The organism is Methanococcoides vulcani (genome assembly GCF_900111645.1).
In the GTDB taxonomy this organism is placed as follows: Archaea; Halobacteriota; Methanosarcinia; order Methanosarcinales; family Methanosarcinaceae; genus Methanococcoides; species Methanococcoides vulcani.
The window spans coordinates 408,329-435,290 of sequence record NZ_FOHQ01000001.1 but is presented as its reverse complement, the minus strand read 5'-3'; the positions used below and the strand labels follow the sequence as shown (position 1 = coordinate 435,290).

The following is a 26,962-nucleotide window of genomic DNA, read 5'->3' as shown; positions in this document are numbered from 1 at the left end:
AATTATCTCCTTGGCTTTTCCTTTCTTCCAATGACCATTTCTCTCAGACAGACATTGTTAACTGCAGTGACCTTGAAGCGCACTCCGGGAATATCACCCATTGCACCACCCATACGGCCACCGATCCTTTCCACGGTCACTTCATCGTGCTCATCAATGAAGTTGATAGCACCGTCACCTGGACAGAATGCTGTTGCCTGACGACCATTCTTGATCAACTGGACCCTTACACATTTCCTGATAGCAGAGTTAGGCTGTTTTGCCTCGACACCTACCTTTTCAAGCACAATTCCACGACCCTGTGGCGCGCCACCGAGCGGGTCAGATTTAACGTCCAGACCTAAGGCACGTCTACTGTAGTGGCTGTCTTTCCACCTGGCATCCTTGCGGACCTGTTGAAGTCTGTGAGCTGCATATTTTCCATTTGGCATATATTATCCTCCCAATAGTGTTCCGTACATAGTGAGTTGAAATTATTAATCATTTGGTGAACGAAAGTTCACTCTAAGATCACATCATCGATATCGTGATGGCGACTAACTACCATTTTTACTTTTTCAATGTTGCTTCCATTACGTCCGATAGCAAGCCCTTTCTCACTTGCAGATACATCCACATAGGCGACCTTTTTGTCATCTTTATTGGATATCTTGACGGACTTGATAGACACTGTACCGAAAGCATTCTTTATAAATGTAACCGGCTCATCCGAGAATTCGATGAGTTCTATGTGTTTATCAACGGATCTTTTGACCCGATTAATGTTGTCTCCACGTTTCCCAATAGCAGCACCCATGTCACCAGTATTCACGACATAGATGACCCTGCCATCATCGATAATACAATCCTTAATTGAAGCGTCGGTCATACTTTCAAACAAGGCAATATACCTTACACATTCTGTTGAAAGTCTGATCTCGCTCAAATAATACAACTCCTGATCTTAAGCTACTACAAGTATATCAGATTCTCCTGCATCCATTATAGCCATTGCAGCGATCGTGAATGGCTTACCACATGCAGGACCAAGATCTACACTTGTTCCAGTATAGTTCAGGACCGGCACGTTTGTTGCTTCGATCTGTTTCCTTACTTCTGCAGGACAATTGGATGCAAGAACTACCATCTTTGCCTCGTTCTTGACAGCTGCCTCAATGGTGCGATTTGCCCCCATGATAACAGAGCCTGTCCTGATAACTTTGATCAGTGCTTTATCAACATTAATATCCATTTTACATCAACTCATATATATTGTCAATTTGAGATTTGTATTCTAATAACTGATTCATTATATCTACTTTCTGGTTGTACTTACTGCTCCCCAGAATCTTTAAGAGGATTTCTGGCCACCAGATGAACATCACCTGTACCAAGTTTTATAGGCTGACCAACAATAATATTTTCAGTAACACCATTGAGTTCATCAATGTCACCGCGCATTCCTGCATCAAGCAAGTGGTTCACAGTAACCTCGAATGCAGCACGGGCGAAGACACTGGCCTTCTCTCCGGAAATACCATGACGACCGATCTGTTTTACTTCACCATCACAGGTCATGATATCTGATACAAGCATTATGTGACGAATATCCACAGTAAGACCCTGCTCACGCAGAGTATCACTTGCTTCTTTTATGATGGAATTACGAGCAGCTTCGATGCCAAATACCTCATATATCTCACCAATGTTGTTGGTGGAAGTCCTTGTAATATCCACACCTTCAATGTGGAGGACTTCCTTGAGCACGGAGCCTTCTGTGTAAAGGGTATATTCCTCACCATCTTTCCTGATAACTACCCTCTTGATACCTTCAATACCTTTGAGAGTAATAGTATGGATCTTCTTGGCAAGCTGAAGCAGTTCCCTGTATGATGGCTCGTTGGGCTGGACAATTATCTGATTGTTCACAGCACTTGAGACCTTAACAGAAACTCCAAGCTCCTCCCCGAGCTTCTCTGCAACATCATCCACAGCGACATCCCTCTGGATGAGCATCTTCTCGTTCAGGTCAACAACAAGGTTCATGTTGGCAAGATCAGTAGTCACATCTGCAAGATGTGCGATGTGAGTTGCTTCGATCTCCCATGCAATCTTCCTTGCAAGATCCCTGTCAGTTGCATAACCTTCTTCGAGTGCAACTGTCATCATAGGAGTACTTGGCGTCTTTCTTGCATCCACGATCTCGATAAGACGTGGCAGACCCAATGTAACGTTGATCTCAGCAACACCAGCGTAGTGGAAAGTACGCATGGTCATCTGAGTACCCGGTTCACCAATGGACTGAGCAGACACCACACCCACGGCTTCACAAGGTTCAACACATGCATACTCATAATCCGCCATGACGCGTTCGATGATCTCTTCCAGCTCTTTCTTGGTCACACCGACCTTCATTACATCATCCTTGAGGGTCGCAAGTGTGGTCATTGGAAGTGAAAGACCACCTATCATAGAATCAATAGTAGCTTCACTGATGGACATTATGCCACCTCCTTTCCCGTAACAGCCCTGACAACACGGTGTATTGCCTCAGGCTTACTGTAATCACTCTTAGTGGAATCAATACCATCTTCCCCATATTTGAACTGTACAATGACACCTCTGGTCTCGCGCACAGATCTGTCATACTGGACCTCAAGATCCTGAAGTGCATTCACAAGACGCCTCTGCAGGTAACCTGACTGGGAAGTACGTACTGCAGTATCCACAAGACCTTCACGACCTCCAATTGCGTGGAAGAAGTACTCGGTCGGATTCAGTCCGCTCTTGTAACTTGCTTTGACGAAACCGTGTGCATCCGCAGCAAGGTCACCCTTATAGAAGTGAGGTAATGTCCTTCCGGCATAGCCTCTTCTTATACGCTCACCACGAACAGCCTGCTGTCCGACACAAGCGGCCATCTGAGTCAGGTTCAATATAGAACCACGAGCACCAGACCTTGCCATAATAACCGCAGAGTTCTCCAGACCAAGCTGGTTATCGGCGATCCTACCAGTATCATCTCTGGCCTTACCCAACGTCTGCATGATCCTCATCTCAATGGTCTCTGCAAGGGTCCTACCTGGCAATGGTTCAAGTTCCTTGGCCTCATATGCACTGATAAGTTTAGAGACCTCTTCCTCAGCATCCTTGAGCCTTGCTGCGATCTCCACCTTAGCATTTCGGGGAATATCCTCATCACTGATACCGAAGCTCAGTCCTGTGTACATTACACCCCTGATCGCAAGCCTTGTGAAATCATCTACGAACTTGGCACCAGCTGCAGCACCGAATTCCTTGACCACCTTGTCAAGGACAAGACCTTTGAAAGCACCAATGGACTGTTCATCAATGGTACCCTGAAGCAGTTCACCATCTTCGATAACAACATAAGCATCATATTCACAGTCTGCCTTTTTACAAACGTCACACTTGAAACATACCTGTGCAGGGAAATCCACATAAAGACCCTTGGGAAGGATCTGACTGAAGATCTGTTTACCGTTCCAGTAAGGGGCACCATCTTCAAGATGTCCTGCAGGTTCTGGCAACTCACGTAGCTCTGACTTGCGGAGAAGTTCCAGAGCATCATTCTTACTGATGAAATTCTCATTCCTTGTCAAAAGGAACAGACCTGAAATGTGGTCGTGAATACCACCTATGATCGGACCACCAAAACGTGGAGATAGAATGTTCTCCTGTACCTGCATGAGGATGCTTGCCTCTGCACGGGACTCCTCTGTCTGGAGCACGTGCATGTTCATCTCATCACCGTCAAAATCAGCATTGTATGGAGGACATACTGCCGGATTTAGCTTGAAGGTCTTGCCAGGAAGTACCTTTATACGGTGTGCCATGATACTCATCTTGTGAAGTGAAGGCTGCCTGTTGAACAGAACAATATCTCCATCCTGCAGTTGCCTTTCAACGGTCCACCCTGGTTCAAGTTTCTCCAGAAGTTCCTCAGTGTTGATATCTGTTACCTTGATACGGCGACCATCCTCACGGATAACATAGTTCGCACCCGGATGGACCTTCTTCCCACGACGGACATATTCCTTCATGAGCTCGAGGTTCCTTGAGATAACCCTCACCGGGATCGTCATATGCTTTGCAATTTCAAAAGGTACGCCCACCTCATTTATACTAAGGTTGGGGTCCGGGGAAACTACCGTACGTGCAGAGAAGTTAACACGCTTACCAGACAGACTTCCCCTGAAACGTCCTTCTTTACCCTTAAGACGCTGGGTCAGTGTCTTCAGAGGTCTTCCGGACCTGTGTCTTGCAGGAGGTACACCTGAAACTTCATTATCGAAATATGTTGTAACATGGTATTGCAACAGTTCCCACAGATCCTCAATGATAAGCTGTGGAGCACCAGCATCCCTGTTCTCCTGGAAACGCTGGTTGATACGGATGATATCTACGAGCTTATGCGTCAGGTCATCCTCACTTCGCTGACCGGACTCAAGTGTAATGGAAGGTCTCACCGTGACCGGAGGAACCGGAAGTACGGTCAGTATCATCCATTCAGGCCGGGCAGTATCAGGGTTCATTCCCATGACACGAATATCGTCATCTGAGATGTTCTCGAACCTGTCACGGATCTCAGTAGGGGTCAGTTTGTGACCATCTTCAATATACTCGCTTGGTTTCTCGAACTTGATATCGAGTTGTGCTTCGCCACAATACGGACAGACCTTTGGCTTTCTTGCCTCTTTGAAAACATCATTGATGACATCATCAGGAAGATGTCCCATGTCCTTATACTTGGAAAGCTGTTCGAGATAATCCCTCTTCTTGCTATCCTCAAGCATCAGAGAACTGCATTTGCAACAAACTGAACGTAAGATCTTACGAATGGTCTTGTTAAAGCCTACATGTATCACAGGGGCCACAAGTTCAATGTGACCGAAGTGACCGGGACATTCTCCGGCACGACTTCCACAGCTCTTACATTTAAGACCCGGGTCAATAACACCAAGACGCAGGTCCATAAGTCCCATATCAATAGGGTACCCGTCATCATCATAAGTGTCCGCAGTTATGATCGATGTGACACTCATCTTCCTAACTTCACGAGGAGAGATCAGACCGAATTTGATCGCACCGATCCTTTTTGGTATTGAAGGTATCATATTATCCATCTGTATCACCATCACACTGCATCATCAAGTCTAAGTCTTGGAGCAACTCCCAGAGATTTGATCTCATCAAGGAGCAACTTGAAAGCATAGCTCATTTCTACCGGGTGAATATCTGTTTCTGCACCACAGTTCGAACAGTACCTTATATTACGTGTCCTGTCAAAGGTAGCAACCATTCCACAGTGTCCACATACAAGCTCGACCACCTTGTCAGATTCATCAAGCAACCTCTCCTTCAGGGTCATTGCAGCACCGTGTCCGATCAGGACATCTCTTTCCATTTCACCAAACCTCAGACCACCCTCACGAGCACGTCCTTCTGTTGGCTGGCGGGTCAATACCTGTACAGGACCTCTGGACCTGGCGTGTATCTTTGATGCGACCATGTGATGCAGCTTCTGGTAAAGGATCACACCTACGAACACATCGGCCTGGATCTTCTTTCCTGTTACACCATCGGAGAATACTTCCTTTCCGGTATGTGAGAAACCATGCTTCTTCAGACCATCACGGATGTCATCTTCGGTCTCACCTGAGAAAGCAGTTGCGTTGATGCGGCGACCTTCGATAGAACCAACCTTTCCTCCGATCATTTCGAGAACGTGAGCAACGGTCATACGTGAAGGGATCGCGTGTGGATTAATAACAAGATCAGGAACCATACCGGATTCAGTGAATGGCATATCCTGATATGGAACTATCAAACCGATAACTCCTTTCTGACCGTGCCTTGATGCGAATTTGTCACCGATCTCAGGGATCCTCTGATCCCTTATCTTAACCTTTGTAAGACGGGTTCCGTTAATAGATTCTGTAAGGATGACAGTGTCAACGATACCTTTCTCGTTGGAACGCATGGTAATTGCACTTTCTCTGCGCTGCTCAACCGTTATACCGAAATCAGACTGTTCCTCAAGGAACCTTGGAGGACTTGTCTTTCCGATAAGCACAGCATTTGGACCTACGATGGTCTCAGGGTTTACAAGACCATCAATGTCAAGGTTTGCATATGCTTCTGCACTACGGGCACCTCTGAACTCAGAGTCAGGGATCTCGAACTTGTCTTCCTGACCACCAGGATAGCGGCGTTCTTCTCCCTCGAATGTTCTCAGGAAGTGGCTTCTTCCGAGACCTCTCTGAATAGAACCTTTGTTGAAGACAAGTGCATCCTCAATATTGTGACCTTCGTAGGACATAACAGCAACTACGAAGTTCTGCCCTGCAGGACGGTCATCAAAGTGAATTGACTCACATGTGTGAGTGTGTGTAAGTGCCTTTTGAGGATAGTGAAGAACGTGTGCGCGTGTGTCCGGCCTAAGCTTGATGTTAGAGGTGGAGACACCAATACACTGCTTGATCATCGCTGCACCCATTGTGTTCCTTGGAGAAGCGTTGTGTTCCGGATATGGAACCATACCGGTACAGATACCAAGGATCAGTGAAGGATCGATCTCAAGGTGAGTGTGATTTGGAGTAAGGTCCTCTTCGTAAAGACCAATGAAAACATTCTCCTCTTCCTCAGCATCCAGATATTCGACACAGCCCTGCTCTACAAGGTCAAGGAAGGATATTTCACCAGCATTCAGTTTCTCTATATGTTCACCTGTGACCAGAGGAACACCGTCTTCTACGACGATAGCCGGCCTTCTGGCACGACCCATGTCCGAACTGATGATAACTTCATGAATGTCCTCGTAAAGAGTTACGTTCAGCTGACTGGATAGCATGCCATTGCGGCGCTGCTTCCTGATGTCTGCGACCAGCTCTACCGGATTGTTATGTGTTCCGATAAGTTCCCCGTCAAGGAAGACCTTTGCTTCAGTCATTCAGTAACCCCCTCTGGTTTATCATCGCCGATAGGATCAGCGTTCTCATCCATAATATCATGATATTCAACCTCTGGTTTCTTCGTCTCTTCAGGTGCTACATCAAGCTCTTCTGCATAGATCGCATCACCTGAGTAATCAAGCACCTTCTCAGGGACATATAGTTCAACAGGACTAACTCCAACCCCATACATGATGTTCTTGATAGCATCAATGTCTTCAGCGCCTGTGGAGAGTTCGACCATCTGGGCAAAGTTCTTCACAAGACCACAGTTTGGACCTTCAGGAGTCTCTGACGGACAAAGACGACCCCACTGTGTTGGGTGCAGATCACGGGCCTCGAAGTGAGGCTGTGCCCTTGACAATGGTGATATCACACGTCTTAAGTGGGACAGAGTTGAAATGTAGTCTGTACGGTCAAGCAACTGTGAAACACCACTTCTTCCACCTACCCAGTTACCTGTAGCAAGCGGATGCTGCAGACGGTCAGTAAGCACATCTGCACGCACAAGAGTGGCTACGTTCAGTTCCCTGTTCCTCATGTTAGCTCTCTCGAGCTGGTATTTTACATCGCGTGCAAGACGGTTGAATGCTACCCTGAACAGATCTTCCATCAGGTCACCCGTAAGTTTCAACCTCTTGTTAGAATAGTGATCCTTGTCATCGCCGGCTCGCCTTCCAAGGGCAAGCTCGAAGCATGATTCTGCCATCCTTCCAAGGAAGTGGGCTTTTGCGATCCTGTCTGCCGGATCGTTACCAAGGTGTGGGAGCAGATAACGGTCAATGACATAATTTGCGCGCTTCATCTGGTATTCCCTTGCCTGACCTGAAGCAACACGACCACCGATCTTCTCGATGGCATCCTCGATTGTGTCCACTTCGGCTTCCTCAAGGTTCTCGAACATGAACTTCATGATCTCCTGGTCGGTAGAAACCACCTTCACAACATCCTCATCGGTCTCAATTCCAAGAGCACGTATCAATGTGATGAAGTTGATACGACCGGATATAGATGGGAAAGAAATTTCCAGCAGGGATTTACGCCCCCTTTCCACAACTACCAGAGCCCTGTAACCTCTCCTCTGAGAGAATACTTTTGCAACCTCGATAGTATCACCGTAACGCTCACCGAACTCGGCAAGTATCTTGTTAGGTGCAAGGTCCTCGAGGGTCATTACAACACGCTCGGTACCATTTACTATGAAATATCCTCCCGGATCGAGCGGATCTTCACCATGCTGTATCATTTCAGCGTCGTTTATGCCAACAAGGTTACAGATATCCGATTTAATCATTACAGGAAGTTGTCCGACCTTGGCTTCCCTTGGTTCCTGTTCCTCACCATTCTGTACAACAGACATCTCCAGGAAAAGGGGAGCTGAATAAGAAAGATTACGTAATCTTCCTTCATTTGGATACAATTTCTCAATTGCACCGTCAGCTTCCTTAACTACTGGATTTTCCACCCTTATCTTACCAAGCTTTACATAGATATCTTCAAGATCTGTCTCGATTATACCCTGCTCATCAATGATCTTCTGGAGACCAGATCTGGTGAACTTGTTGTAAGAGTCAATGTGATGCTGCACAATCTTGTCCTTTGTGAAATAGGCCTCTGATAGTATGCTTGTATCTAATGCGATGATGGCACCCTCTTTTTAGTTAATTGGATATTTAAGAGTAATAAAGCGATTATGATTAGTAGTAGCGTTCAATGGAATGAACGCAGTATTGACTAGACCGGCCGTAATATGGAAAATATGCATTATACTGCGGCCAAAAAAAGTACATAAAAAATAAGCGAAACACCTCAAATTTGAAAACCTCGTGTTCACTCCATTACATATCTGTAATACAGTGCTTCACCTGCAGTCTGACTTTTGCGAGTGATCTTAACAACATCACCAGGCATCGCATCGATCTCCTGTGCAATAGGATCCGTTACTTTTATTTTAGGCAACTGCTCCCTCTCCACATTAAAGTGCTTCAGGACAGTCCTTAATTCATCATCATCCATAATCTCATGATTGGGGATCAATTCGTGGTCAAGCAGGCTGAACTTACTCAAATTTACTCCTCCTTAAAAACATGCAAGCAATTATTCCAGGATTGCTGGCGGGCTCGTAGGGATTTGAACCCTAGGCCGTCTGGTTAAAAGCCAGACGCTCTGCCTGACTAAGCTACGAGCCCATGACGATACATTGTACGAGTGCCACATATTGCAAGCCTCGTACGACGGGTCAACAAGGGAATGATACTATATAAAGATTCCTATGGAAGCGCCTTTGAATTTTGTAATTGCCCCATAAACAGGCAAGACATATAAAAAATATAGGATTGTATCAATGATCGGACATGAAACAATTCAATACATATATATAATATAATTTATGACTTTTACAAAGTTGCAGGCCTGAATTCAGTAAGCAAAATTCTCCGACACCTTTTTTTGCAATTTAGCAGCTTCTCCCACCAATGAATCCATAAGTTTCTTTATTCTAATCATTATTTTAAAGATTTTAAAGACATATGAGCCAATTCAAAAAAGAAGGGAAACACTATCATAAAAAAATAATGCAGGACAATTATGTCCCACATTCCCAGCCTTCCAGGTATTCGGTCTGATGGGATTCAAGTTCATCGATCTCTATTCCAAGTGACTTTAATTTCAGCTCGGCAACATGGATATCAAGATCACGAGGAACCGGATGTACACCCGCCTCCAGCTTGTTCTCAGCAATGTACTTAACACACTGCGCCTGGTTTGCAAAGCTCATATCCATGACCTCTGCAGGATGACCATCACCTGCTGCAAGGTTCACAAGCCTTCCATCAGCAAGTACGTTTATTCTCCTGCCGGCAACATTGTACTCCTTGATGTTCTTCCTGACGATATTGATAGAACCTGCCATTGCAGTGAGCTCTTCAAGATTAATCTCCACATTGAAGTGACCGGAGTTTGCAAGAATTGCACCATCCTTCATAACTTCAAAGTGCTTCCTTGTAAGGACGTCCACGTTACCAGTAGTTGTCACAAATATATCACCATACTTTGCAGCCTCTGTCATTGACATTACACGGTGTCCATCCATACGTGCCTCGAGTGCCCTTATAGGATCGATCTCCGTCACAACGACATCTGCACCGAGCCCGGATGCGCGCATTGCTGCACCCTTCCCACACCAGCCATATCCACCAATGACAACGGTCTTTCCTGCAACAAGCAGATTGGTTGTCCTCATGATACCATCCCATGAAGACTGACCGGTACCATAGCGGTTATCGAAAAGGAACTTGGTCATTGCATCATTGACAGCAATTACCGGCATCTTCAGTGCACCATCCTTTTCCATTGCCTTGAGCCTGTGGATACCAGTAGTGGTCTCCTCACAGCCACCAAGGATCTCAGGAAGCATGTCCTGACGCTCGGTGTGAAGCTTGAAAATAAGATCTGCACCATCATCGATGGTGATATCAGGCTTCATATCAAGCACTTTGTCAATAGCTTCATAATATTCATCGCCGCAACAATCATACTTAGCATAACAATCAATATTATCCCTTGTATTGAGGGCAGCTGAGACATCATCCTGTGTGCTCAGTGGATTGCAACCAGTAATAGCTACCTCTGCACCGCCTATTGCAAGGGTCTCTACAAGAGCAGCGGTCTTTGCTTCAACATGAAGCGCCATTGCGATCTTATGCCCTTTAAGAGGCTGCTCGCGCTCAAAGTTATCCCTGATGATAGATAGCACAGGCATGTGATTACGCACCCAGCCGATCTTCATATCGCCGGATTCTATCAGTTCTTTTTCACTCATATTCGAATCTCCAATTTAAAGCGTAATATATAATGTAATGGGAACAATGTAATGTAACGAATTATCGCATCATTTCTTCGCATCCACGCGGGATATCAGTTCCTCTGCTGCATCCCGGCCCTCATCGATGACATTCTGCTCATCCATGCAAATGACCCTGTAATCATCCATAAGCACTTTACCATTTACAATCGTAGTTCTCACATCACTGCTACCAGCCGAGTACACCAGGTGAGAAGGAACATCATATAAGGGGCTCAAATGTGCTTTGTTCATGTCAACAATAATAACATCTGCATTATAGCCATTCCTTATCATTCCGCTGTTAATGTCAAGTGCCTTTGCGCCGTTGACCGTAGCCATCTCAAGCACCTGCCTTGCAGGGAGTGCCATCGGATCCATAGTATCAACTTTCTGGAGCAACGCTGCAGCCTTCATTTCCTCGAACATACCAAGATTATTGTTGGAAGCACAACCATCCGTACCAAGACAGACATTAGCCCCACGATCGAGCAACTTTGTAACAGGAGCAATACCAGATGCCAGCTTCATATTACTTACAGGATTATGTGAAATATTGACATTATTGTTGCGCAGAATATCCATGTCACCATCAGAGAGCCACACACAATGTGCAGCAAGGACATCAGGACCAAAGAAATCAATGCTATCCAGCATATTCACAGAGCACATACCATACTGCTCTTTCATCTGGTTCAGTTCCGCTTCAGTCTCAAGGACATGGATGTGGATCTTCGCATTGTCCACAGTCGCCTGCTCCCTTACCTTCATAAGGAACTCCTTTGAACATGTGTTTGGAGCATGTGGACCATACATGGCGGATATTCTGCCACCTGCTTTCCCGTTCCACTCATTAACGAACGCTTTACCTTTCTTCAGTTCGGTTTTGCCTTTCTCCTCATCCCATAGCTCGATCATGCCATAGGACAGAGCTGCACGAAGACCTGAACTTTCAACTACTTTTCCAACCTCTTCCATGAAGAAGTACATATCTGCAAACGCGATGGTCCCGCTTTTGACCATTTCAAGGCATGCAAGACGAGTACCTGCATAAACATCAGAAGCTGTCAGTTCAGCCTCTGCCGGCCAGATATGGTTCTCGAGCCAGTCAGAGAGAGCGAGGTCGTCAGCGTATCCCCTGAAAAGTGTCATTCCTGCATGGGTGTGAGTGTTCACAAAACCAGGCATCACAACGTTGCCCTGTGCATCTATTACAGTATCAGCCGTCTCTTCTGTATTTTCACATACATCTGCGATCCTGCCATCCTCTATAACAACAACACCATTCTTGATGTTCTCCAACGACGGGTCCATCGTCAAAATATAACCGTTCTTTATTATGATATCAGCCATTATGACACCTATACACGTTATCGGAAGGACGTCTCGTCCTCCAATGCATCAAGATATTGATGCATTATCTTAAGCCTATCCTCTGCGATCTCTCTTGCAGCGGCAGTATTTAATCTATTCATTATTTTAAAAGGTTTCATTTCCATATACTCGGCAAACCCATCCAGAGGATCTTCTGCATATGCATTCTTTGAAGAGGTTTTCTCCACCCCACTTGCATGCTTCAAACATCGCAATGCACCCATGGACATCACTGCCCTGAATATCCCGATAGCACCAAGAGCATCGATACGGTCTGCATCCTGCAATATCCGGCCTTCAAGAGATTCCGCTTTATACCCGCGGCTGAACCTGTGAGTCCTTATGCAGGAAACGACGTGATCGATTGTAGGAGCATCCATACCTTCGCTTAAAAGAAAATCTCGTGCGATCTCTGCACTGTAGTCAGCATGATCGCCACCTTCCCGATGCTCCCTGACAACACCCACATCATGAAGCAAAGCTGCAAGTCTGATGACCCGAAGATCACCACCTTCCTCAGCCTGTATATTCATGCAGGTGGACTCCACACGTTCGATGTGTGACATCTCATGAGAACTTGGCTCATCGGCGAGCACGCCTGCAACAAATTCCCGAGTCCTGTCGATCAGATCCATGAGACACATCACGTATCTGAAAGTTCTTCAAGCTTTCTTATCATCTGCCGGACTGCATCAGAAAGTGTACGGGAGTTGTCATACTCTTCGACCAATTTGCGTAGTTCAGCCTCATCAAGCTCTTTCATCCCATAGGACAGATCGATCATGTTATCCATAGCACGGACCACGTTGTCCACAATGGTCACATTCGCAGTACGGGATGTCCGTGATAGTGGATTCAGGTCGATCGTTATCACACTTTTACCCATACCCACAAGCGCCTGACATCGGTCACCGTCCTCAAGCGGGACAAGTACCACATCTGCATTGTAGATGCCTTCACTGTCCACGATCGCCCTGCTGTGCTGTAATGCAAGACGGGCATCTGCTTTGCTTCCAAGGACTTCCAATGCACCGTGATCTTTAAGATGGTTGATTATCCGGTTGACACGCTCCTCACTCCTGTGGAACAGGTTCACCTCAAGAGGGACACCTGTAACTTCAGAGAGCTTTACAAGAGAATCAGGAACGAGTGCAGCAGCATTGCCATTCACCGATAGTACCGGTCGCTCCGCAAGGAGCAGCATGGCTACACCCACCTTCTCTGCTATAAGAGCAGAGTCAGTTGTCTGTTCACCGGTCAGGTAATCGAAACATTCACCCCGACCCTGTGCGACCAGACCCTGCTGACTCGTGATCCCCAGTTCAACACCTTCGACTATCTTCTCCCTTGTCATAAGGGAAACATATCGAGGGTGATCCTTAGGAATATCACTCATAGATACCACTGATCTTACGTAGTAGCATCAAGAATGATTCCCTGATCGGAAGGCACTATTATAGTCTGCACTTCCTGTCCGTCGAGCATCTGGATGTACTTGTAGTTGATAAGCTTCGGGTTCTTTGCAAGCTCCTGATTAATTAGACGCAGAGCCTCTGCCTCACCCGTTGCCTGAACGATCGTAGCGTTGGCGATACCATTAGCTTCGATGATCCTCCTTTCAGCTTCGAGCTGCTCTTTCTGTTTCACGAAGATCATCCTCTGGGCATCCTGATCCGCCTGAAGCTTGGATTCAATAGCATCAGCGATCTTTGCTGGAAGTTGGACATTCCTGAGCAGAACCTCTTCAACGATTATACCATCGCCAACGAGAGACTTTTCCATCTCTACCTGCATTTCAGTAGCTACAAGCTCTCTTTGCTCACCATATATTGCCATGGCCGTATGGCCGGAAACAACTTCTCTGATAACGGACTTTATCGTAGGTCTGATGATCTTCTCTGCATAAGCAGTACCAAGTTTTGTATGAACAACGCTTGCATCTTCCGAAACAAGCCTGTACCTGACAGAGATATCAAGCCCTAGCGTCAAGCCCTCATTGGTCAATGCGTTTATCTGGTCATCACCGGAAACTTCACCTTCTGCAGCTTTGGCACTCATTGTATACATCTCGCTTCTGACAGAATACTTGGTGACACTTACCCACGGAGGTACAATATGCAGACCTTCACCAAGCTCATCTTCCTGAACACCGCCGAACTGGCTGAACTTCACACCAACTTCACCAGCACCTATAGATACGAAGATCGATCCGAACAATACAGAAAAGATGATCAGTATCGTTAGAACAATAGCTGCACCACGAAGAACCACTCCTGCCATTGGAGGGATCTTAATTTCAGGCATAGGGGATTCCTTACCCTCTTTGGGATCTTTAATATCCCAGTCATCTTCCATTACCATAGTATTTTACTCCTTATTTGAGATATGATCTAACTGAATTGAAGACTACATCCTTTTTATTGATATATGTTTCGTGACGTTACGAACAGTAGTACGAGTACACTTAAAATTTTACAGGATGTTCATAACACGACGTTACATTATAAGTAGTAACCTCAGCAAAAGTTGAAAGTGCATCGAACACATCCTTTTTTGTCTCTTCGACCGAGCAGGCAAAAACGGTATCTCCCAACATTGCCTGGGAAGCCATACCACCTGCTGCACCTACTGCCTCGATAGCATCCATTACACGATCGCTCGCAAGACCACATTTTAACGTGAACTGCTTTGAGATCTCCATGAAATTCGTAACTGTGGGACGTGCCAGCAAAGAACGCAATGCTGACCTGCCTGCAGAATTGATATCCCTCATCAGTCCAGCATCATTTAGCACCGAACCGGTGGAAAGTTCACCAAGTACTATACAATGAACCTCAAAAGATGGCGAAGGTACACGATCAAGAACACCGTAAGGAGGACAACCCGGCACTTTTCTAATAGGGACACCTCCGAAATACTGACCTTCGACATCCCCCATGCCACTGCCGTTGCTCACCTCTGCGATATGAACAGCTTCCACAAGCTGATTGGAAGTCAGGCCCAGTGAAAAGGCATCATTGAGCGCATAAGCAGTACTTAGAGAACCGGCAGCTGATGCACCGAACCCGCAACCGATAGGAATTGATGAGGTGCAATTTACATGAACAGGAAAATCCACTAGTTGTTCTATCAATGAGCAGGTAGTATCTGCTTTAACAGAGGCACCATCAAGATATACCTCCGTTTTTCCCACACCCCTGGTGACAATAGTATCTATGCCTCCATCAATGACAACACCACACCCAGTTGATCCTTTCCTACGTGGATCCGGATCATCATGCATCTCGAAAAAACCTGTAATGTGGCCAGGAGCAAAGGCCCTGCCAGCAGAACTTTCAATTGACATCGGATTCTCTGTTCCCAAAAATAGCTTCTACATTATCTGCCAGTGTTTCAGCGATCAGCCGCTTATTTCCACTGACATGGGTGATCTCATCATTCCTTGCAGATATTATATGAACGTCATTTTCCACAGTACCCATTCCAGTGATGCTGACCTCATTTGCAACCACCATATCAAGTTCAGTAGCTCTCAAAGCTTCCTTTGCACGTAAGATCAGTTCATCCTCTGTGATACCGGCCTCTGCCTTAAATCCAACAATGGAAATATCAGGGTAAGCATCACGCACTTCCCTTATCAGTTTACGGGTGCTTCTGAATTTGAGGGTCAGGTCGCCACCTGATTTGATCTTATTATCCTGGGCATCAAGAGTATAGTCGGAGATAGCTGCCGCACTTATCAGCATGTCATATCCATGTTCAAGTTCCCTGAGAGTTGCATCGATCATCTCCCCTGCACTTTCGACAAGGATCTCGTTCACACCTTCACAATCGAGCCTGCCATTGTGGACTACAGTAACTTCCGCACCCCTGCGGTAGAATTCCAGAGCTATCTCCCTGCCGGTACGACCTGATGAACGATTGGTGATCACCCTGATAGGATCAATGGCTTCTGCAGTTGCACCACTTGTTATGAGCACTTTTTTCCCTGCAAGTGTACTGCTGCCAAGGGAACGTTCTACTGCAAGTGTGATCTGGTCATTGGATGCTATCTTTGCAATTCCTTCATTAAGATGTGGACCCACAAAAGTGATATCCCAGTCTTTGAGCTTGTTAATATTCTCCATCACAGCAGGGTGCTCATACATAGAATTGTGCATTGCAGGAACAACGATCACAGGAGCGCCGGAGCCCATTGCTGTGGTCGCGAACGTCGTAACAGGAGTATCATCTATACCATATGCCATCTTGCCGATAGTATTAGCAGTTGCAGGTGCCACCAGAAGAAGATCTGCACAACCTTCTGAACCGAAGAACTTCACATGCTCAACTTCACCGGTGATCTCAGTGATAACATCGTGACCAGTGGCGTAATGCAATGCATAAGGATGAAGGATATGTTGTGCCTCTTTGCTCATTACAGCATAAACCTCTGCACCGTTGCGTATAAGTTCACGTGCAAGTTCAACAACACGTACTGCAGCTATACTGCCAGTAACAGCAATAACGATGACTTTTCCGGAAAGGGAAGCACTGCCCTACCCTTTTATCCACATAGTAGGATGACGTGACATTTTCATCAAATCCACATTGTGTTCTAATGATAAGTAGCTTACTGAAAGTTTTTTCAAAAATGGCATTCTTTTTATTCCTGAAACACTTAACTTGTGATGAATGGCTGGAAAAAAGAAAGTCACAGGAAACCTGAACACATTGTTCAACAAGTATTCAGGAAAGGAAAAACTGGAGGATGAGATCGACAAGCTCCAGTCACATCTCCTTGAGCTGGAGATCGACAGGAAGAGATTTGAGAAGAACGAGACCACTGCCAAACGTGCCCTTGCTGCAAAACAGGAAGCCGAGGAAAAACTCAAAGCTGCTAACGTAAAGATCGAAACACTCACACACCAGCTTGAAGAGAAGAGAACGGAAGTCTCAGAAGAGATCTCATTTGCCCTTATTGAAGAGGTCACACCGTCACAGATAACATCCTATATTGACCAGCTGGCATCCATAAGATCTGACCGCGATTCACTGATAAGTGCATACATTACTGAAAAAGAGATGAATTTGAATGTCGGAATCTTAAAAGATGGTATGAGGGAGATAGACCAGAATAGCCAGTACCTGATACAGAAGATCAAAAGCGACACCGGATATGCACTATTCTATGACAGGATGCAGATGGTCAAAGAGGTAGTAGTTCCTGCACTTCCATTTGAAAGAAGTTCTGTAGAGATGTCCAGTTCGTTTGGAACCGGGACGCTAAAGAACACTCTCATGAAGGACATAAACGTATGTATCCTCGCGGCCCACGCCGGAGAATCACTTATCGGCATATCTTCCGATAAGACCGAATTTGAGGAAGATATGATCATCCGGAGCAGTGTAAAAGCTAAACATACAAAGGGTGGCTTCAGCCAGAGGCGCTTTGAAAGACTCAGGGATGAAGATATTGACCATCATGTGGAAAAGGTCAGGAACGCACTGAAGAACATGCTTGAGCATGCTACAGTTGATATTGACATGATGATAATATGCGGGGACACTGTGCTGGCACATTACATCCTTGAAAATATCGATACTGACATACCCATCATGGAAAGGAACATTGATGCAAAGATCGAAAAACATGATATTGACAGCATAATAAGAAGTATCTTCAGCTGCCGCCGATATAAACTATAACAGGAGCAAATATGGTAGAACCGGAAGAGATCGAAGGCATGGTAGACGCACTTAGGGCTGTCACACATGAAGAACTTGTAAAACTCGTCCAGGAACTTGCCTACACAAGGGAGGAGGACATACCTGATGAGGAGGAGATCACGAAGTTGCTGGAAAAAGCAGTCTCCGAGCACCTGCTTGAGACGATATCCTCGGAAGAGCTTAGCGAAGTTGATGCTAAGGACAGTGAAGATGTTCACTATTATATTGTAGGGCCACATGCATTCCCGGACTTCCCATTCGATCTGAGCGAGGTCATTGACATCCTGAAACTGGACAGACGTGAGATAGATCCACACAAACTGACACAGAGATTCTCCAGAAGATTGAAGGCAAGGATCACAAAGCTCAGGCATAACATAGAGACATTTGCTAAAGGAGAAGACGATAGTATTGATGTCCCTGTGCTTGAACACAGATACAGCGACCTGTTAAATCTCTACTATGACTATGATTCGTGGCTTGAAGGTGAGATCACAGAGATGGAGACTGAGATACTGGATATTAGCAAACAGATCGATGCCCTGGGAACAGCACAAGATATTTGATGTTTGTATGCGATGAGAGGTGAAGATAGATATGGCAAGGCATAGAAAAGATACCTATTACTGGCGTGCAAAAGAAGAAGGATATCGTTCGAGGGCAGCCTATAAGCTTTTCCAGATCAACGAGAAATATAAAGTCATAAAGGAAGGGGACACCATTGTAGATCTTGGAGCTGCACCTGGCGGATGGCTTGAGGTTGCAAAGAAGCTCTCAGAAGGAAAGGTCGTCGGAGTCGACCTTCGACGCATCAAAGAGATCGAAGGCGTGGACACCATAAAAGGAGATATTACATCCGATGTGACTATCAGGAAGATCATAGACATGGTCGGTGAAGATGGAGCCGATGTTGTCATCTGTGATGCCGCACCAAACCTTTCAGGTAACTGGAGCCTTGACCATGCACGGTCCATAGACCTTACGACATCTGCACTGGAATGCGCAAAGAAGATACTCAAACCCAATGGACACTTTGTTGTGAAGGTATTTCAGGGAGATATGTTCAAAGACTTCATTGACAAGGTTCGCGACAGTTTCACATTTACCAAGGCATACTCACCACAGGCATCAAGGTCTGAAAGCGCAGAGATATATGTGATCGGTAAGAAGTTCCTCACCGCACCTTTGCACAAGAACGATGAGTTCGATGTAGTGGTCAAGGAAATGGGAGCCTCTGGAGATGGCATTGCCTATATTGAGGACTTCGTGGTTTTTGTTAAAGAGGCAGAAAAAGGAGACTCTGTGAAGATCCAGATCACAGATGTCAAACCGAACTTTGCTTTTGCAAAGGTCATTGAACGTTATGAAGAGCAATGACTCCAATAAAAAGGTTAAATTCGTTGAATTAATAACAAAAAAATCATCCCTTCAGCGATCCTGAAGGGTTTCCACTTCTTCTACAAGCCGATTGCCTGCAGCCACTTCATCTATGCTGTGCACAACTGCACCAAGATTTTCGATGGATTGCCTTATCACATTATAGTCGATCTGATCACCTTCAATAGTGATCTTGATGTTCTCTGTTTTTTGGTCAACTTCATACAAACCGATGTTCACACCAGTAACACCATCAATAACACTCAAATTTTCTGCCAGTTCAATGGTAGAGGGATGGTGAGGTTTCAACACATCCAGAACCAATCTTCTTATTCCTGTCAATTTGTTCATCCTTCCCAAAGTTTCCGATATTTACGGAGAATTATAGAAATACAGACAACATAATATGATGATCATATCTTAGATTTTGTCAGCAAACTTTATATAAATATTGATTATAATACTGTTCGTACATAAACGATTTATATTGGAATGACATTTAAGAGACCATTCATTATATAGAATTTTGCAGGTGAGCAAATGATAGACCTACACACACACACCGTTTTCAGTGACGGAGAACTCATCCCAAGCGAACTCGTCCGTCGGGCGGTCACCTTCGGATACCGGGCTATAGGAATAACGGACCACGTTGATTATACTAACATAGAACATGTACTCTCATGCGTAAAGAAAGCAGAATACATGGAGGAGGTCATGGACATCAGGATACTGCCGGGAGTTGAGCTCACACACGTCCCCCCTGCAAAGATCGCACCTCTTGCAAAGATGGCAAAGGAGCTGGGAGCAGAGATCGTAGTAGTTCACGGAGAATCACCGGTAGAACCCGTTGCACCTGGAACCAATGCCGCATCTGTTGTCTGTGAAGATGTCGACATCCTTGCACACCCGGGATTCCTCACCATCGAGGAAGCACAGATGGCAGTGGATAACGATATCTGCATTGAGATCACCGCAAGGAACGGACACAACAGAACTAACGGACACGTTGCCAGGATCGGTACTGAGGTCGGTGCCACCATGGTCGTCAATACCGACGCCCACAGTCCCGAAAATCTCATCACAAAAGAGACAGCTTTGAAAGTAGCCATGGGAGCCGGACTGACCGAAGACCAGGCAAAGAAAGTCCTTGAGAACTCTGTCCGCTTCATCGAATAATGCCGGGACGATCGAATTGCCGGCTGTAAGAACAACATACATTCGTGTCGGCTTATATTCCGACAATAATTCATTTAATTCTACCTTTTTTCAAGTGGAACCAGCTTAAGATAATAGCGGGTCTTTATCAAAATTGGCATTCTGCGAATAGTACATTTTTACAAAGCAGAAATTGCCATTTCTTTTGGAAAGCTGCTGAAATTAAAAATGGCTGAGAGTATATTTCCCTTCATCAAAAACGAGTTCGAAGGTGAAATCTCCGTTTATCGGACCTTCTATCACTACACCCTCGCTCAGGCTGCCATCAGGATAGAAATCTTCATGGAATATCCATTTGCCATCTTCATCCTGAATACCTTTCCTGAACTCCACCGGATCACCACCGATAAGAATGCGTGTTTTTACTCCACTGGAATAGCTGCAAATAATTGTATTCTCTTCTACAGACCATTCTAAATTCGTAAGATCCCCATCTGAATCAGGGTCAGGATCAACTCCGAAAGCAACATAATTCACATGTTCCGGCAGGGAAAATTCCACAGTGCACATCGAACCATCCGTGCCCTTTGAAGTAATATCTCTTGCATAACCGTGCTGAATGGAGGAGATCTTCAAGGCAGCATCTTCCAGCTGCCTGTCAACATCCGCATCATCCATTACAGGAGAAATGTTGTTCCATGAAACGGCTGCAAGCACGACCACAAGAGCAGTAATTGTAAGATAGACCACCATTTTCAGTGGGATGGTATCCACACCACGCGTATCTGCGAGAAAACGTTGAAGGTAGTCCACAATTACTCACCTAATAAAACAAACACATCGAGAAGGATCAATCCAGCCACTCGAAGAACTTATCAAGCGCCCTGCGCCTGTGGGAGATAGTGTTCTTGACCTCAGTTCCAAGTTCACCGAATGTCTTACCCTCGTACTCAAATATCGGATCATAACCAAACCCACCGGTGCCGCGCTCCTCAAAAGCAATCTTGCCTTCCACAGTACCCGTGAATACAGAAGATTCTCCCCCAGGTTCACAATAGCCGATCACCGATTTGAAAACGGCACTTCTGTCCTTCTCGCCTTCCATTAGTTTAAGGACCTTCTGGTTTCCAAGATTGTCCTCCACAAATGCGGAATATGGACCTGGAAAACCATTCAGTGTATTGATGAACAGACCGGAATCATCCACCATGACAGGATGTTTCAGCTTTTCAGCAGCCCATTTTGCACCGTATGCAGCAATAGGTTCAAGGTCATCCTCCTGAAGTTCGGGATAGCCATCAGTGTTCTGTATCAGCTCAATCTCCTTTGCAGCCAGTATTTCCTTTGCTTCTCCAAACTTTCCCTTATTTCCAGTAACGAATACCATTTTACGCATAGCGACCCCTCTTCTCGATCTCTTTTATCCGAAGCAGAACATCATCTGCTTTGTCAAGTTTCCTTCTGTAACCGCGACAGAATGCTTCTATCAGATCTTCATAATTTGTATGTGTACTTTCAAATGTCTGGAACAGCACATGGACATCCACGCCTCTGGATTCCACTGAACTGTCAACGAATGCCAGACCAAAATCTATCAGGTAGATACGATCATCCTTTACGATCATATTGGAAGTGGTAAGGTCGCCATGAATGATCCCCCCGCTGTGAAGTCTTCCGATAACCTCACCCACAAGTTCACACCGGTCAGCATCCACCATATACTTCAATGGTTTGCCATCAATAAATTCCATCTCAATGGTAAAATCATAGATATCATGTATTATAGGGGTCGCAACACCACATCGCCTTGCTTCTGACATCAGGCGTGCTTCTGCTCGCGTCCTTTCCTTACGGATCCGTTCATCCAGTTCCTGAACCCTGTACCGTTTAGGTATGCGTTCCTTGACCACGAAGCCACCTTTAAGGCTTACATTTGCCTCAGCACCACTTCTCAGGTACATCAAAGCACCTCCTGATGCTTATCCGCGATCCAGGTTACATCCACAGTATCCGGTCTGAAGCTTGGATCAACATGTGAATTTTCGATTGGAGTGGTGGTTCCGGACTTGAACATAAGGAGCCCAGTATATGCGATCATTGCCCCGTTGTCACCCATAAATCTCTTTTCCGGAACATAAAATTGGGCACCACGGTCATCACACATCACATCCAGCATCTCCCTGAGTCTCATATTCGCACCCACCCCACCTGCAAGGAGCACCTCGTTCTTGCCGGTATGTGCAAGTGCACGTTCTGTGACTTCCACAAGCATTGCAAAGGCATTCTCCTGGAAAGAATAACAGACATCCTCAAGGGACGAGGACTTTAACGCATCTTTAGCAGCTGTTGAAAGTCCGGAAAAGGAGAAATCCATACCTTTGACGACATAAGGTAGCCTGACATAGCCTGTAGCTTCCTTTGCATATTCCTCGATCTTTGGTCCTCCGGGATGGCTTAAGCCCGCACCCCTTGCAAACTTATCCAGTGCATTCCCGATGCCAATATCAAGGGTCTCACCGAATATCCGGTATTTTCCAGCCCTGTGTGCAAGGACCTGGGAATTGCCCCCGCTTACATATAGTACGACCGGGTCATTTGCAGGTGTTTTCCACCTTCCGATCTCAATGTGAGCAATGCAATGATTCACCCCTACCAGAGGAACATCAAGTGACATTGCAAGTGCCCTTGCAGATGTGGCAACCGTTCTGAGACATGCACCAAGGCCCGGGCCCTGTGAGAATGCAATTGCATCAATATCCTGTGGATGATGACCTTTTCCCCTGAATTCCTTCAGGAGCCTTTCGATAACAGCAGATGCATACATCGCATGATGCTGGGCAGCTTCCCTGGGATGAATTCCCCCGGTCGCCGGACGATATGTTTCCGTGACCTCTGCGATAACATCATCTTCGTTAACAATAGCTGCACTCAGGTTCCATGCAGTGCCTTCTATACCAAGAACTGTGGTCAATAAATAAGTCTCCTTGAAAAGTAATGTCGTTTTTTGTGTGTATTAACCTTGCTTCCTTACATATAACTTACCAGTTGAGAAACGTTTTAGTAGTTAGCAAACCAATCCACCATCATGGAAGAGAAGAGCAAAACAACCAGTAAACCAGAGATCACTACCGAGGAACTGTTGAAAAACATCGGTCAGCCACATCTTGGAACACACATACCACCATCACTAAGTGATGAACTTCCTGCCCTTGATGGAATTGAGTTCATGCCGCATAAGACAGCCGGATTACAGTCACCAGCAGATATGTGGATCGACAAAGCAAGGATCAGTGGTAACCTTCACAAAAAAGCTGTTGTGGAAAAGATCCTGAAAGGTAAAACACTCTAAATTCAGACAATCTGAAGTGAGACGATCTGAAGCAAACCTATCATGATTATTTCATCAAAAAACTAATTAAAAAAGGGATAAAAAGTGAAGGATGGATCAAATTATATCCATCTCACTCAACCTGTTCGGAAGATAAGTATCCGTCACAAAATCAAGTCCTTTTCCTGCAAAAGCTTGTTGTTCAGCCTTTTTCTTAATGCTAAGTTGCAGGCTTATCTGTTCTTTCCAGTAGTCGTTTGCAAACCTCGGATCTGTCAGCTCACTTCTCAATGCATCAATATCCTTATCGGTAAGCTTGTCCGTGGAAAGTTCATATTCCACGATATCGGATGGCTGTACACCAATGAACTTGGCTGCAGGTGTTGCCATGAATTCTGAAAGGTGAGCACTTTTGATAGCACCGTAAGCGACCGATGCAAATATCCTGTAGGACCACGGATCGCCATCAGTAAAGACCACTACAGGGATGCCCAGCTCTTCGTTCATCCTCTTGATAAGACGGCGTGTTGACCTTGCAGGCTGTCCTTTAAGGTGTACAAGGATGGCATTGTACTTCTCATCAAAGCCATTCTCAATAAGCCTCGCGTACATACCACCAGTCTCGATCGCAATAATGAACTTGGCATCGTGATCAAGGAATTCTATATTCTCAACATTGAATGGTATCTGGTAACCACTTTCGCCAATATCTTCCTGGCAATGTATGACACGTGCACCACGCTTTGTTTCTTCCCGTATCCTGATAGGACCGAACATGGTAGCACCATCCTCCTCAGGACGCATGTGGAAATATTCCCTCTGGAGTGCTGTTATGATCTCAAGGTCTTCGATCAGCCTGTTACTCTCAGCCTGTTCACGGAACTTGGCAATGTCCCAGTTCTCTGAGATGTAATATAACTCCCTCAAGGTCGAACCACGGTCCTGTGCCAGATGGTTCTTTACCAGGAAATCGATCGAATGCACGGTCTTGAGAAGCTGGAAAGCACCCTTGACGGTCTTGGCGGTCCTCTGGGTCTCACGATCACCATAGACCCATACATCACTTTTCTCACTATACTCGATGTTGTTCTTGGTACGACTTGAAATACTGACGTTCGGGACGATCTCGTCCACGAACTGGTCATACAAATTCTCGGTCAGCCCGAGCAAGCGGTTCTTTGCCAGCAGATCATGCTGTTTTTTCTGTTGTGAATATTTGGAAGCTACATCATCTGCCATTTCAGATCACCCCTTTGATAGCTTTTGCACCTGTAACCAGTTCTTCCTCAAGACCCTCAACGATCAATTGTGGAAGCCTTGCGATCTCAGCTTCGGTAATGGTTTCAAGATCGTAGGTCACTGCTTTGGAAGCTTCAGGAGAAAGTTTCATGGCCCACACATAATCAAAATCACTTCCCATTGAGATGATCTTAGGTTCGGGCACAACATCCTTGATCTCGTAGGGAAGCATGTCGTGCAACTTGAATTCAGCAAGCTTATTACCATAGTTCTTAACCGTTACGGAAACATTCGCCCCTCCATCACCATTCTGCACAACCTTTCGCATCACAAGGAGATTACCCATGACCTTTGCAACCACAGGATTGATGTCAGGAACTTCGCGCTCAAGGGTATCAGCAAGTTTTTGTGCCATCTTTGGAAGCACTTTGGTAATTATGACCTCTTTCTCCCGCCTCTTCTCCAATGTACCCTGGCGGTTCAGGTAACGGTTCAACTTCCTTGACACTTCCTTGATAGCAAGCTCCACCTCATCCCTTATCTCAGGGATCTCCGCAATAGCATCCTTGGACTCGGAAGTGAAAGGAACATTGGTGGATGCAACATGAATAAGAAGTACCACAGGGCCGGTAGGCATCCCGCCTCCGGGCTGGTTCAGTCCATACTGTTTCCACTTGATACCCTCCACTGCATGGGTTGTTACGCAACCACCCTGCTGGTAGAGAAGGGGAACACGGTTAGCAAACCTCATTATATCGATACGATCATCCTTCTGGAGATCACCGCCATATGCAATACCCACTTCCACAACGAAAGGATTTCCTGAGAACACGGAAGCTGATCGGGTGGTGGTTGCGATAAAGTCAACACTGAATTCTTTCTCAAGACCTTTGTAAATCAGGCCTTCACCGATAGGAGACAGGCAATCGGTAGGAGGAGACATTATCTTTACTTTCTTGAATGCATCCAGCAGTTTCTTAGACATATCCCTTGATATTTCCGAAGGAGGAAGCTCGGGATCAAGTCCGGCTGCTTTGCAGATCTCCTCAGCAGTGAGCAAACCGATCTTGGAAAAAGAATATCGCAAAAATGGTGCAAGCTTCTGACGCTCCGTATAGCGAAGCATCTTCATAAGTGTACCAAGTTCGATACCATGGGGATGTGGCAGGATCTCCTTTGCAGGCACAGGAAGTTTGTCTGTTGCCCTTTCAAAGACCACTTCATTACCGTCCGGCTCTATCAATGTGAGCCTGGCATGAGGGTTAACAATGGCAGTAGCCTTCAGGTATTCATAGATGGACTGCCTGCGTCCTTTGACATAGGATGCTTCCATTTCCAGTTCCACACGTGTACCATGAGGACGGTCCCAGTCAATGACCTCATCACGAAGGATCTCAGGATCATTGGTACTGGTATTGATCATGAGCTCATAATAGTGAGCAGGGGAACCACTACCTATCTTGGAGATGATCTTGGTAGGATGACCTGCTGTCAGCTGGGCATAAAGAACAGAAGCAGATATTCCGATACCCTGCTGTCCACGGCTCTGCTTCAGTGCATGGAATCGTGAACCATAAAGCAGTTTTGCGAATACCTTCGGGATCTGGTCTTTAACGATACCCGGACCATTGTCCTCCACTATCACAGAAACATTATCTTTTCCCACACGTTCAATATGAAGCAGGATATCCGGGAGGATCTCCGCTTCTTCACATGCATCAAGGGAGTTATCCACTGCTTCTTTTACGGTTGTGATCAAACTGCGAGGAGCTGAATCAAAACCAAGGATCTGCCTGTTCTTTTCAAAAAATTCCGCAACACTTATCGCTTGTTGCTTTTTTGCAAGTTCTTCTGCAATTGGGGCTGCCATAAAATATTCATCCTGCTCTGGTAAAAACTGATCGGAATAACGACTGTACATGTCCTGAGAAATTTCAGGACCTACTGCTGTAATCAGTAAAAAAAGGAATACAAGATATTTAT

General features: G+C 45.7%; 27 protein-coding genes and 1 tRNA gene. 5 read left to right on the top strand and 23 right to left on the bottom strand.

All coding sequences use genetic code 11. The annotated features are described in order from the left end of the window. Positions 1-2: 2 nt before the first annotated feature. The 16 genes from BMX02_RS02310 to coaBC all read right to left on the bottom strand — a co-directional run bounded on the left by BMX02_RS02310 (position 3) and on the right by coaBC (position 16,679). The gene (locus BMX02_RS02310) at positions 3-431 is read right to left on the bottom strand and encodes a 30S ribosomal protein S12 (protein WP_091688693.1); all 429 of its coding nucleotides are present in this window, start codon (positions 429-431) and stop codon (positions 3-5) included. Between the two features lie 68 nt (positions 432-499). After that, on the bottom strand, positions 500-925 hold the full coding sequence (locus tag BMX02_RS02305) for a NusA-like transcription termination signal-binding factor (protein ID WP_091688691.1): 426 nt from the start codon (positions 923-925) through the stop codon (positions 500-502). Between the two features lie 18 nt (positions 926-943). Next, positions 944-1,231 carry a 50S ribosomal protein L30e gene (locus BMX02_RS02300; protein WP_091688689.1) on the bottom strand — a complete coding sequence of 96 codons (288 nt, stop codon included), beginning with the start codon at positions 1,229-1,231 and terminating at the stop codon, positions 944-946. Between the two features lie 80 nt (positions 1,232-1,311). Beyond that, positions 1,312-2,427, bottom strand: coding sequence for a DNA-directed RNA polymerase subunit A'' (rpoA2, locus tag BMX02_RS02295; protein WP_394328878.1), 1,116 nt, complete (start codon positions 2,425-2,427; stop codon positions 1,312-1,314). 53 nt (positions 2,428-2,480) lie between these two features. Beyond that, positions 2,481-5,126, bottom strand: coding sequence for a DNA-directed RNA polymerase subunit A' (locus BMX02_RS02290; protein ID WP_091689097.1), 2,646 nt, complete (start codon positions 5,124-5,126; stop codon positions 2,481-2,483). Between the two features lie 11 nt (positions 5,127-5,137). Then, positions 5,138-6,952 carry a DNA-directed RNA polymerase subunit B gene (gene rpoB, locus BMX02_RS02285; RefSeq protein WP_091688685.1) on the bottom strand — a complete coding sequence of 605 codons (1,815 nt, stop codon included), beginning with the start codon at positions 6,950-6,952 and terminating at the stop codon, positions 5,138-5,140. After that, positions 6,949-8,541, bottom strand: coding sequence for a DNA-directed RNA polymerase subunit B'' (locus tag BMX02_RS02280; protein WP_244625019.1), 1,593 nt, complete (start codon positions 8,539-8,541; stop codon positions 6,949-6,951). The genes rpoB and BMX02_RS02280 overlap by 4 nt, the downstream gene beginning before the upstream one ends. 242 nt (positions 8,542-8,783) lie before the next feature. Further along, positions 8,784-9,020 (bottom strand): DNA-directed RNA polymerase subunit H, encoded by a 237-nt coding sequence (locus BMX02_RS02275; RefSeq protein WP_091688682.1) that lies wholly within the window; start codon positions 9,018-9,020, stop codon positions 8,784-8,786. 45 nt (positions 9,021-9,065) lie between these two features. Next, positions 9,066-9,142, bottom strand: a tRNA-Lys gene (locus BMX02_RS02270). A 395-nt stretch (positions 9,143-9,537) separates the two neighbouring features. Continuing rightward, a complete protein-coding gene (locus tag BMX02_RS02265) occupies positions 9,538-10,773 on the bottom strand; it encodes an adenosylhomocysteinase (RefSeq protein ID WP_091688680.1) in 1,236 nt (411 codons plus the stop codon). Between the two features lie 69 nt (positions 10,774-10,842). Further along, complete coding sequence (locus BMX02_RS02260; protein WP_091688678.1) at positions 10,843-12,147, bottom strand: amidohydrolase family protein; 1,305 nt, start codon at positions 12,145-12,147, stop codon at positions 10,843-10,845. A gap of 17 nt (positions 12,148-12,164) precedes the next feature. Beyond that, positions 12,165-12,803 carry an HD domain-containing protein gene (locus BMX02_RS02255; protein WP_091689095.1) on the bottom strand — a complete coding sequence of 213 codons (639 nt, stop codon included), beginning with the start codon at positions 12,801-12,803 and terminating at the stop codon, positions 12,165-12,167. A gap of 8 nt (positions 12,804-12,811) precedes the next feature. After that, the gene (locus BMX02_RS02250; RefSeq protein WP_091688676.1) at positions 12,812-13,564 is read right to left on the bottom strand and encodes a 4-phosphopantoate--beta-alanine ligase; all 753 of its coding nucleotides are present in this window, start codon (positions 13,562-13,564) and stop codon (positions 12,812-12,814) included. A gap of 14 nt (positions 13,565-13,578) precedes the next feature. Then, positions 13,579-14,529 (bottom strand): prohibitin family protein, encoded by a 951-nt coding sequence (locus tag BMX02_RS02245; RefSeq protein WP_091688674.1) that lies wholly within the window; start codon positions 14,527-14,529, stop codon positions 13,579-13,581. A gap of 103 nt (positions 14,530-14,632) precedes the next feature. Then, a complete protein-coding gene (locus BMX02_RS02240) occupies positions 14,633-15,514 on the bottom strand; it encodes a pantoate kinase (protein WP_091688672.1) in 882 nt (293 codons plus the stop codon). After that, on the bottom strand, positions 15,504-16,679 hold the full coding sequence (coaBC, locus tag BMX02_RS02235) for a bifunctional phosphopantothenoylcysteine decarboxylase/phosphopantothenate--cysteine ligase CoaBC (protein ID WP_244625052.1): 1,176 nt from the start codon (positions 16,677-16,679) through the stop codon (positions 15,504-15,506). Before coaBC ends, BMX02_RS02240 begins: the two co-directional genes overlap by 11 nt. Before the next feature lie 163 nt (positions 16,680-16,842). Here coaBC and BMX02_RS11555 point away from each other — a divergent pair, with 163 nt between their 5' ends. Genes BMX02_RS11555 through BMX02_RS02220 form a run of 3 tightly spaced genes read left to right on the top strand, consistent with a single transcriptional unit; the run spans position 16,843 to position 19,254 of the window. Next, the gene (locus BMX02_RS11555; RefSeq protein ID WP_135643979.1) at positions 16,843-17,856 is read left to right on the top strand and encodes a Vms1/Ankzf1 family peptidyl-tRNA hydrolase; all 1,014 of its coding nucleotides are present in this window, start codon (positions 16,843-16,845) and stop codon (positions 17,854-17,856) included. Positions 17,857-17,867: 11 nt separating this feature from the next. After that, the gene (locus tag BMX02_RS02225) at positions 17,868-18,443 is read left to right on the top strand and encodes a DUF7109 family protein (RefSeq protein ID WP_091688671.1); all 576 of its coding nucleotides are present in this window, start codon (positions 17,868-17,870) and stop codon (positions 18,441-18,443) included. Positions 18,444-18,474: 31 nt separating this feature from the next. Further along, positions 18,475-19,254, top strand: a complete 780-nt coding sequence (locus tag BMX02_RS02220; RefSeq protein WP_091688670.1) for a 23S rRNA (uridine(2552)-2'-O)-methyltransferase — start codon at positions 18,475-18,477, stop codon at positions 19,252-19,254. Positions 19,255-19,305: 51 nt separating this feature from the next. Here the strand turns inward: BMX02_RS02220 and BMX02_RS02215 are convergent, their stop codons facing one another. After that, the gene (locus tag BMX02_RS02215) at positions 19,306-19,605 is read right to left on the bottom strand and encodes a DUF211 domain-containing protein (RefSeq protein WP_167879274.1); all 300 of its coding nucleotides are present in this window, start codon (positions 19,603-19,605) and stop codon (positions 19,306-19,308) included. A gap of 189 nt (positions 19,606-19,794) precedes the next feature. On the opposite strand from BMX02_RS02215, the gene BMX02_RS02210 reads away from it, so the two are divergent. Further along, positions 19,795-20,433, top strand: a complete 639-nt coding sequence (locus BMX02_RS02210) for a histidinol phosphate phosphatase domain-containing protein (RefSeq protein ID WP_091688668.1) — start codon at positions 19,795-19,797, stop codon at positions 20,431-20,433. Between the two features lie 201 nt (positions 20,434-20,634). On the opposite strand, the gene BMX02_RS02205 is transcribed toward BMX02_RS02210, so the two are convergent. Genes BMX02_RS02205 through BMX02_RS02190 form a run of 4 tightly spaced genes read right to left on the bottom strand, consistent with a single transcriptional unit; the run spans position 20,635 to position 23,383 of the window. Further along, the gene (locus BMX02_RS02205) at positions 20,635-21,225 is read right to left on the bottom strand and encodes a hypothetical protein (RefSeq protein WP_244625018.1); all 591 of its coding nucleotides are present in this window, start codon (positions 21,223-21,225) and stop codon (positions 20,635-20,637) included. Between the two features lie 37 nt (positions 21,226-21,262). Next, on the bottom strand, positions 21,263-21,808 hold the full coding sequence (locus tag BMX02_RS02200) for an XTP/dITP diphosphatase (RefSeq protein WP_091688666.1): 546 nt from the start codon (positions 21,806-21,808) through the stop codon (positions 21,263-21,265). Beyond that, positions 21,801-22,373 (bottom strand): Kae1-associated kinase Bud32, encoded by a 573-nt coding sequence (locus BMX02_RS02195; RefSeq protein WP_091688664.1) that lies wholly within the window; start codon positions 22,371-22,373, stop codon positions 21,801-21,803. The genes BMX02_RS02200 and BMX02_RS02195 overlap by 8 nt, the downstream gene beginning before the upstream one ends. Beyond that, positions 22,373-23,383 (bottom strand): bifunctional N(6)-L-threonylcarbamoyladenine synthase/serine/threonine protein kinase, encoded by a 1,011-nt coding sequence (locus BMX02_RS02190; protein ID WP_091688662.1) that lies wholly within the window; start codon positions 23,381-23,383, stop codon positions 22,373-22,375. The genes BMX02_RS02195 and BMX02_RS02190 overlap by 1 nt, the downstream gene beginning before the upstream one ends. Before the next feature lie 114 nt (positions 23,384-23,497). Here BMX02_RS02190 and BMX02_RS02185 point away from each other — a divergent pair, with 114 nt between their 5' ends. Continuing rightward, the gene (locus tag BMX02_RS02185; RefSeq protein ID WP_091688660.1) at positions 23,498-23,761 is read left to right on the top strand and encodes a hypothetical protein; all 264 of its coding nucleotides are present in this window, start codon (positions 23,498-23,500) and stop codon (positions 23,759-23,761) included. A 96-nt stretch (positions 23,762-23,857) separates the two neighbouring features. Here the strand turns inward: BMX02_RS02185 and BMX02_RS02180 are convergent, their stop codons facing one another. Together BMX02_RS02180 and BMX02_RS02175 are read right to left on the bottom strand one after the other, a co-directional pair. After that, on the bottom strand, positions 23,858-24,979 hold the full coding sequence (locus BMX02_RS02180) for a DNA topoisomerase IV subunit A (RefSeq protein WP_091688658.1): 1,122 nt from the start codon (positions 24,977-24,979) through the stop codon (positions 23,858-23,860). Position 24,980: 1 nt separating this feature from the next. Next, the gene (locus BMX02_RS02175; RefSeq protein WP_091688656.1) at positions 24,981-26,849 is read right to left on the bottom strand and encodes a DNA topoisomerase VI subunit B; all 1,869 of its coding nucleotides are present in this window, start codon (positions 26,847-26,849) and stop codon (positions 24,981-24,983) included. Positions 26,850-26,962: the final 113 nt, after the last annotated feature.

Excerpts from the sequence above, each read along its gene's own strand:
- BMX02_RS02255 (WP_091689095.1), bottom strand. The coding sequence starts at position 12,803 with ATGGATCTGATCGACAGGACTCGGGAATTTGTTGCAGGCGTGCTCGCC.
- BMX02_RS02195 (WP_091688664.1), bottom strand. The coding sequence starts at position 22,373 with ATGTACCTGAGAAGTGGTGCTGAGGCAAATGTAAGCCTTAAAGGTGGC.
- BMX02_RS02200 (WP_091688666.1), bottom strand. The coding sequence starts at position 21,808 with ATGCGTAAAATGGTATTCGTTACTGGAAATAAGGGAAAGTTTGGAGAA.
- BMX02_RS02300 (WP_091688689.1), bottom strand. The coding sequence starts at position 1,231 with ATGGATATTAATGTTGATAAAGCACTGATCAAAGTTATCAGGACAGGC.
- BMX02_RS02310 (WP_091688693.1), bottom strand. The coding sequence starts at position 431 with ATGCCAAATGGAAAATATGCAGCTCACAGACTTCAACAGGTCCGCAAG.
- BMX02_RS02180 (WP_091688658.1), bottom strand. The coding sequence starts at position 24,979 with ATGGCAGATGATGTAGCTTCCAAATATTCACAACAGAAAAAACAGCAT.
- rpoB (WP_091688685.1), bottom strand. The coding sequence starts at position 6,952 with ATGACTGAAGCAAAGGTCTTCCTTGACGGGGAACTTATCGGAACACAT.
- BMX02_RS02245 (WP_091688674.1), bottom strand. The coding sequence starts at position 14,529 with ATGGTAATGGAAGATGACTGGGATATTAAAGATCCCAAAGAGGGTAAG.
- BMX02_RS02290 (WP_091689097.1), bottom strand. The coding sequence starts at position 5,126 with ATGGATAATATGATACCTTCAATACCAAAAAGGATCGGTGCGATCAAA.
- BMX02_RS02225 (WP_091688671.1), top strand. The coding sequence starts at position 17,868 with ATGGTAGAACCGGAAGAGATCGAAGGCATGGTAGACGCACTTAGGGCT.
- BMX02_RS11555 (WP_135643979.1), top strand. The coding sequence starts at position 16,843 with ATGGCTGGAAAAAAGAAAGTCACAGGAAACCTGAACACATTGTTCAAC.
- BMX02_RS02215 (WP_167879274.1), bottom strand. The coding sequence starts at position 19,605 with ATGAACAAATTGACAGGAATAAGAAGATTGGTTCTGGATGTGTTGAAA.
- BMX02_RS02265 (WP_091688680.1), bottom strand. The coding sequence starts at position 10,773 with ATGAGTGAAAAAGAACTGATAGAATCCGGCGATATGAAGATCGGCTGG.
- rpoA2 (WP_394328878.1), bottom strand. The coding sequence starts at position 2,427 with ATGACCACACTTGCGACCCTCAAGGATGATGTAATGAAGGTCGGTGTG.
- BMX02_RS02220 (WP_091688670.1), top strand. The coding sequence starts at position 18,475 with ATGGCAAGGCATAGAAAAGATACCTATTACTGGCGTGCAAAAGAAGAA.
- BMX02_RS02175 (WP_091688656.1), bottom strand. The coding sequence starts at position 26,849 with ATGGCAGCCCCAATTGCAGAAGAACTTGCAAAAAAGCAACAAGCGATA.
- BMX02_RS02250 (WP_091688676.1), bottom strand. The coding sequence starts at position 13,564 with ATGAGTGATATTCCTAAGGATCACCCTCGATATGTTTCCCTTATGACA.
- BMX02_RS02260 (WP_091688678.1), bottom strand. The coding sequence starts at position 12,147 with ATGGCTGATATCATAATAAAGAACGGTTATATTTTGACGATGGACCCG.
- BMX02_RS02210 (WP_091688668.1), top strand. The coding sequence starts at position 19,795 with ATGATAGACCTACACACACACACCGTTTTCAGTGACGGAGAACTCATC.
- BMX02_RS02185 (WP_091688660.1), top strand. The coding sequence starts at position 23,498 with ATGGAAGAGAAGAGCAAAACAACCAGTAAACCAGAGATCACTACCGAG.
- BMX02_RS02240 (WP_091688672.1), bottom strand. The coding sequence starts at position 15,514 with ATGTCAATTGAAAGTTCTGCTGGCAGGGCCTTTGCTCCTGGCCACATT.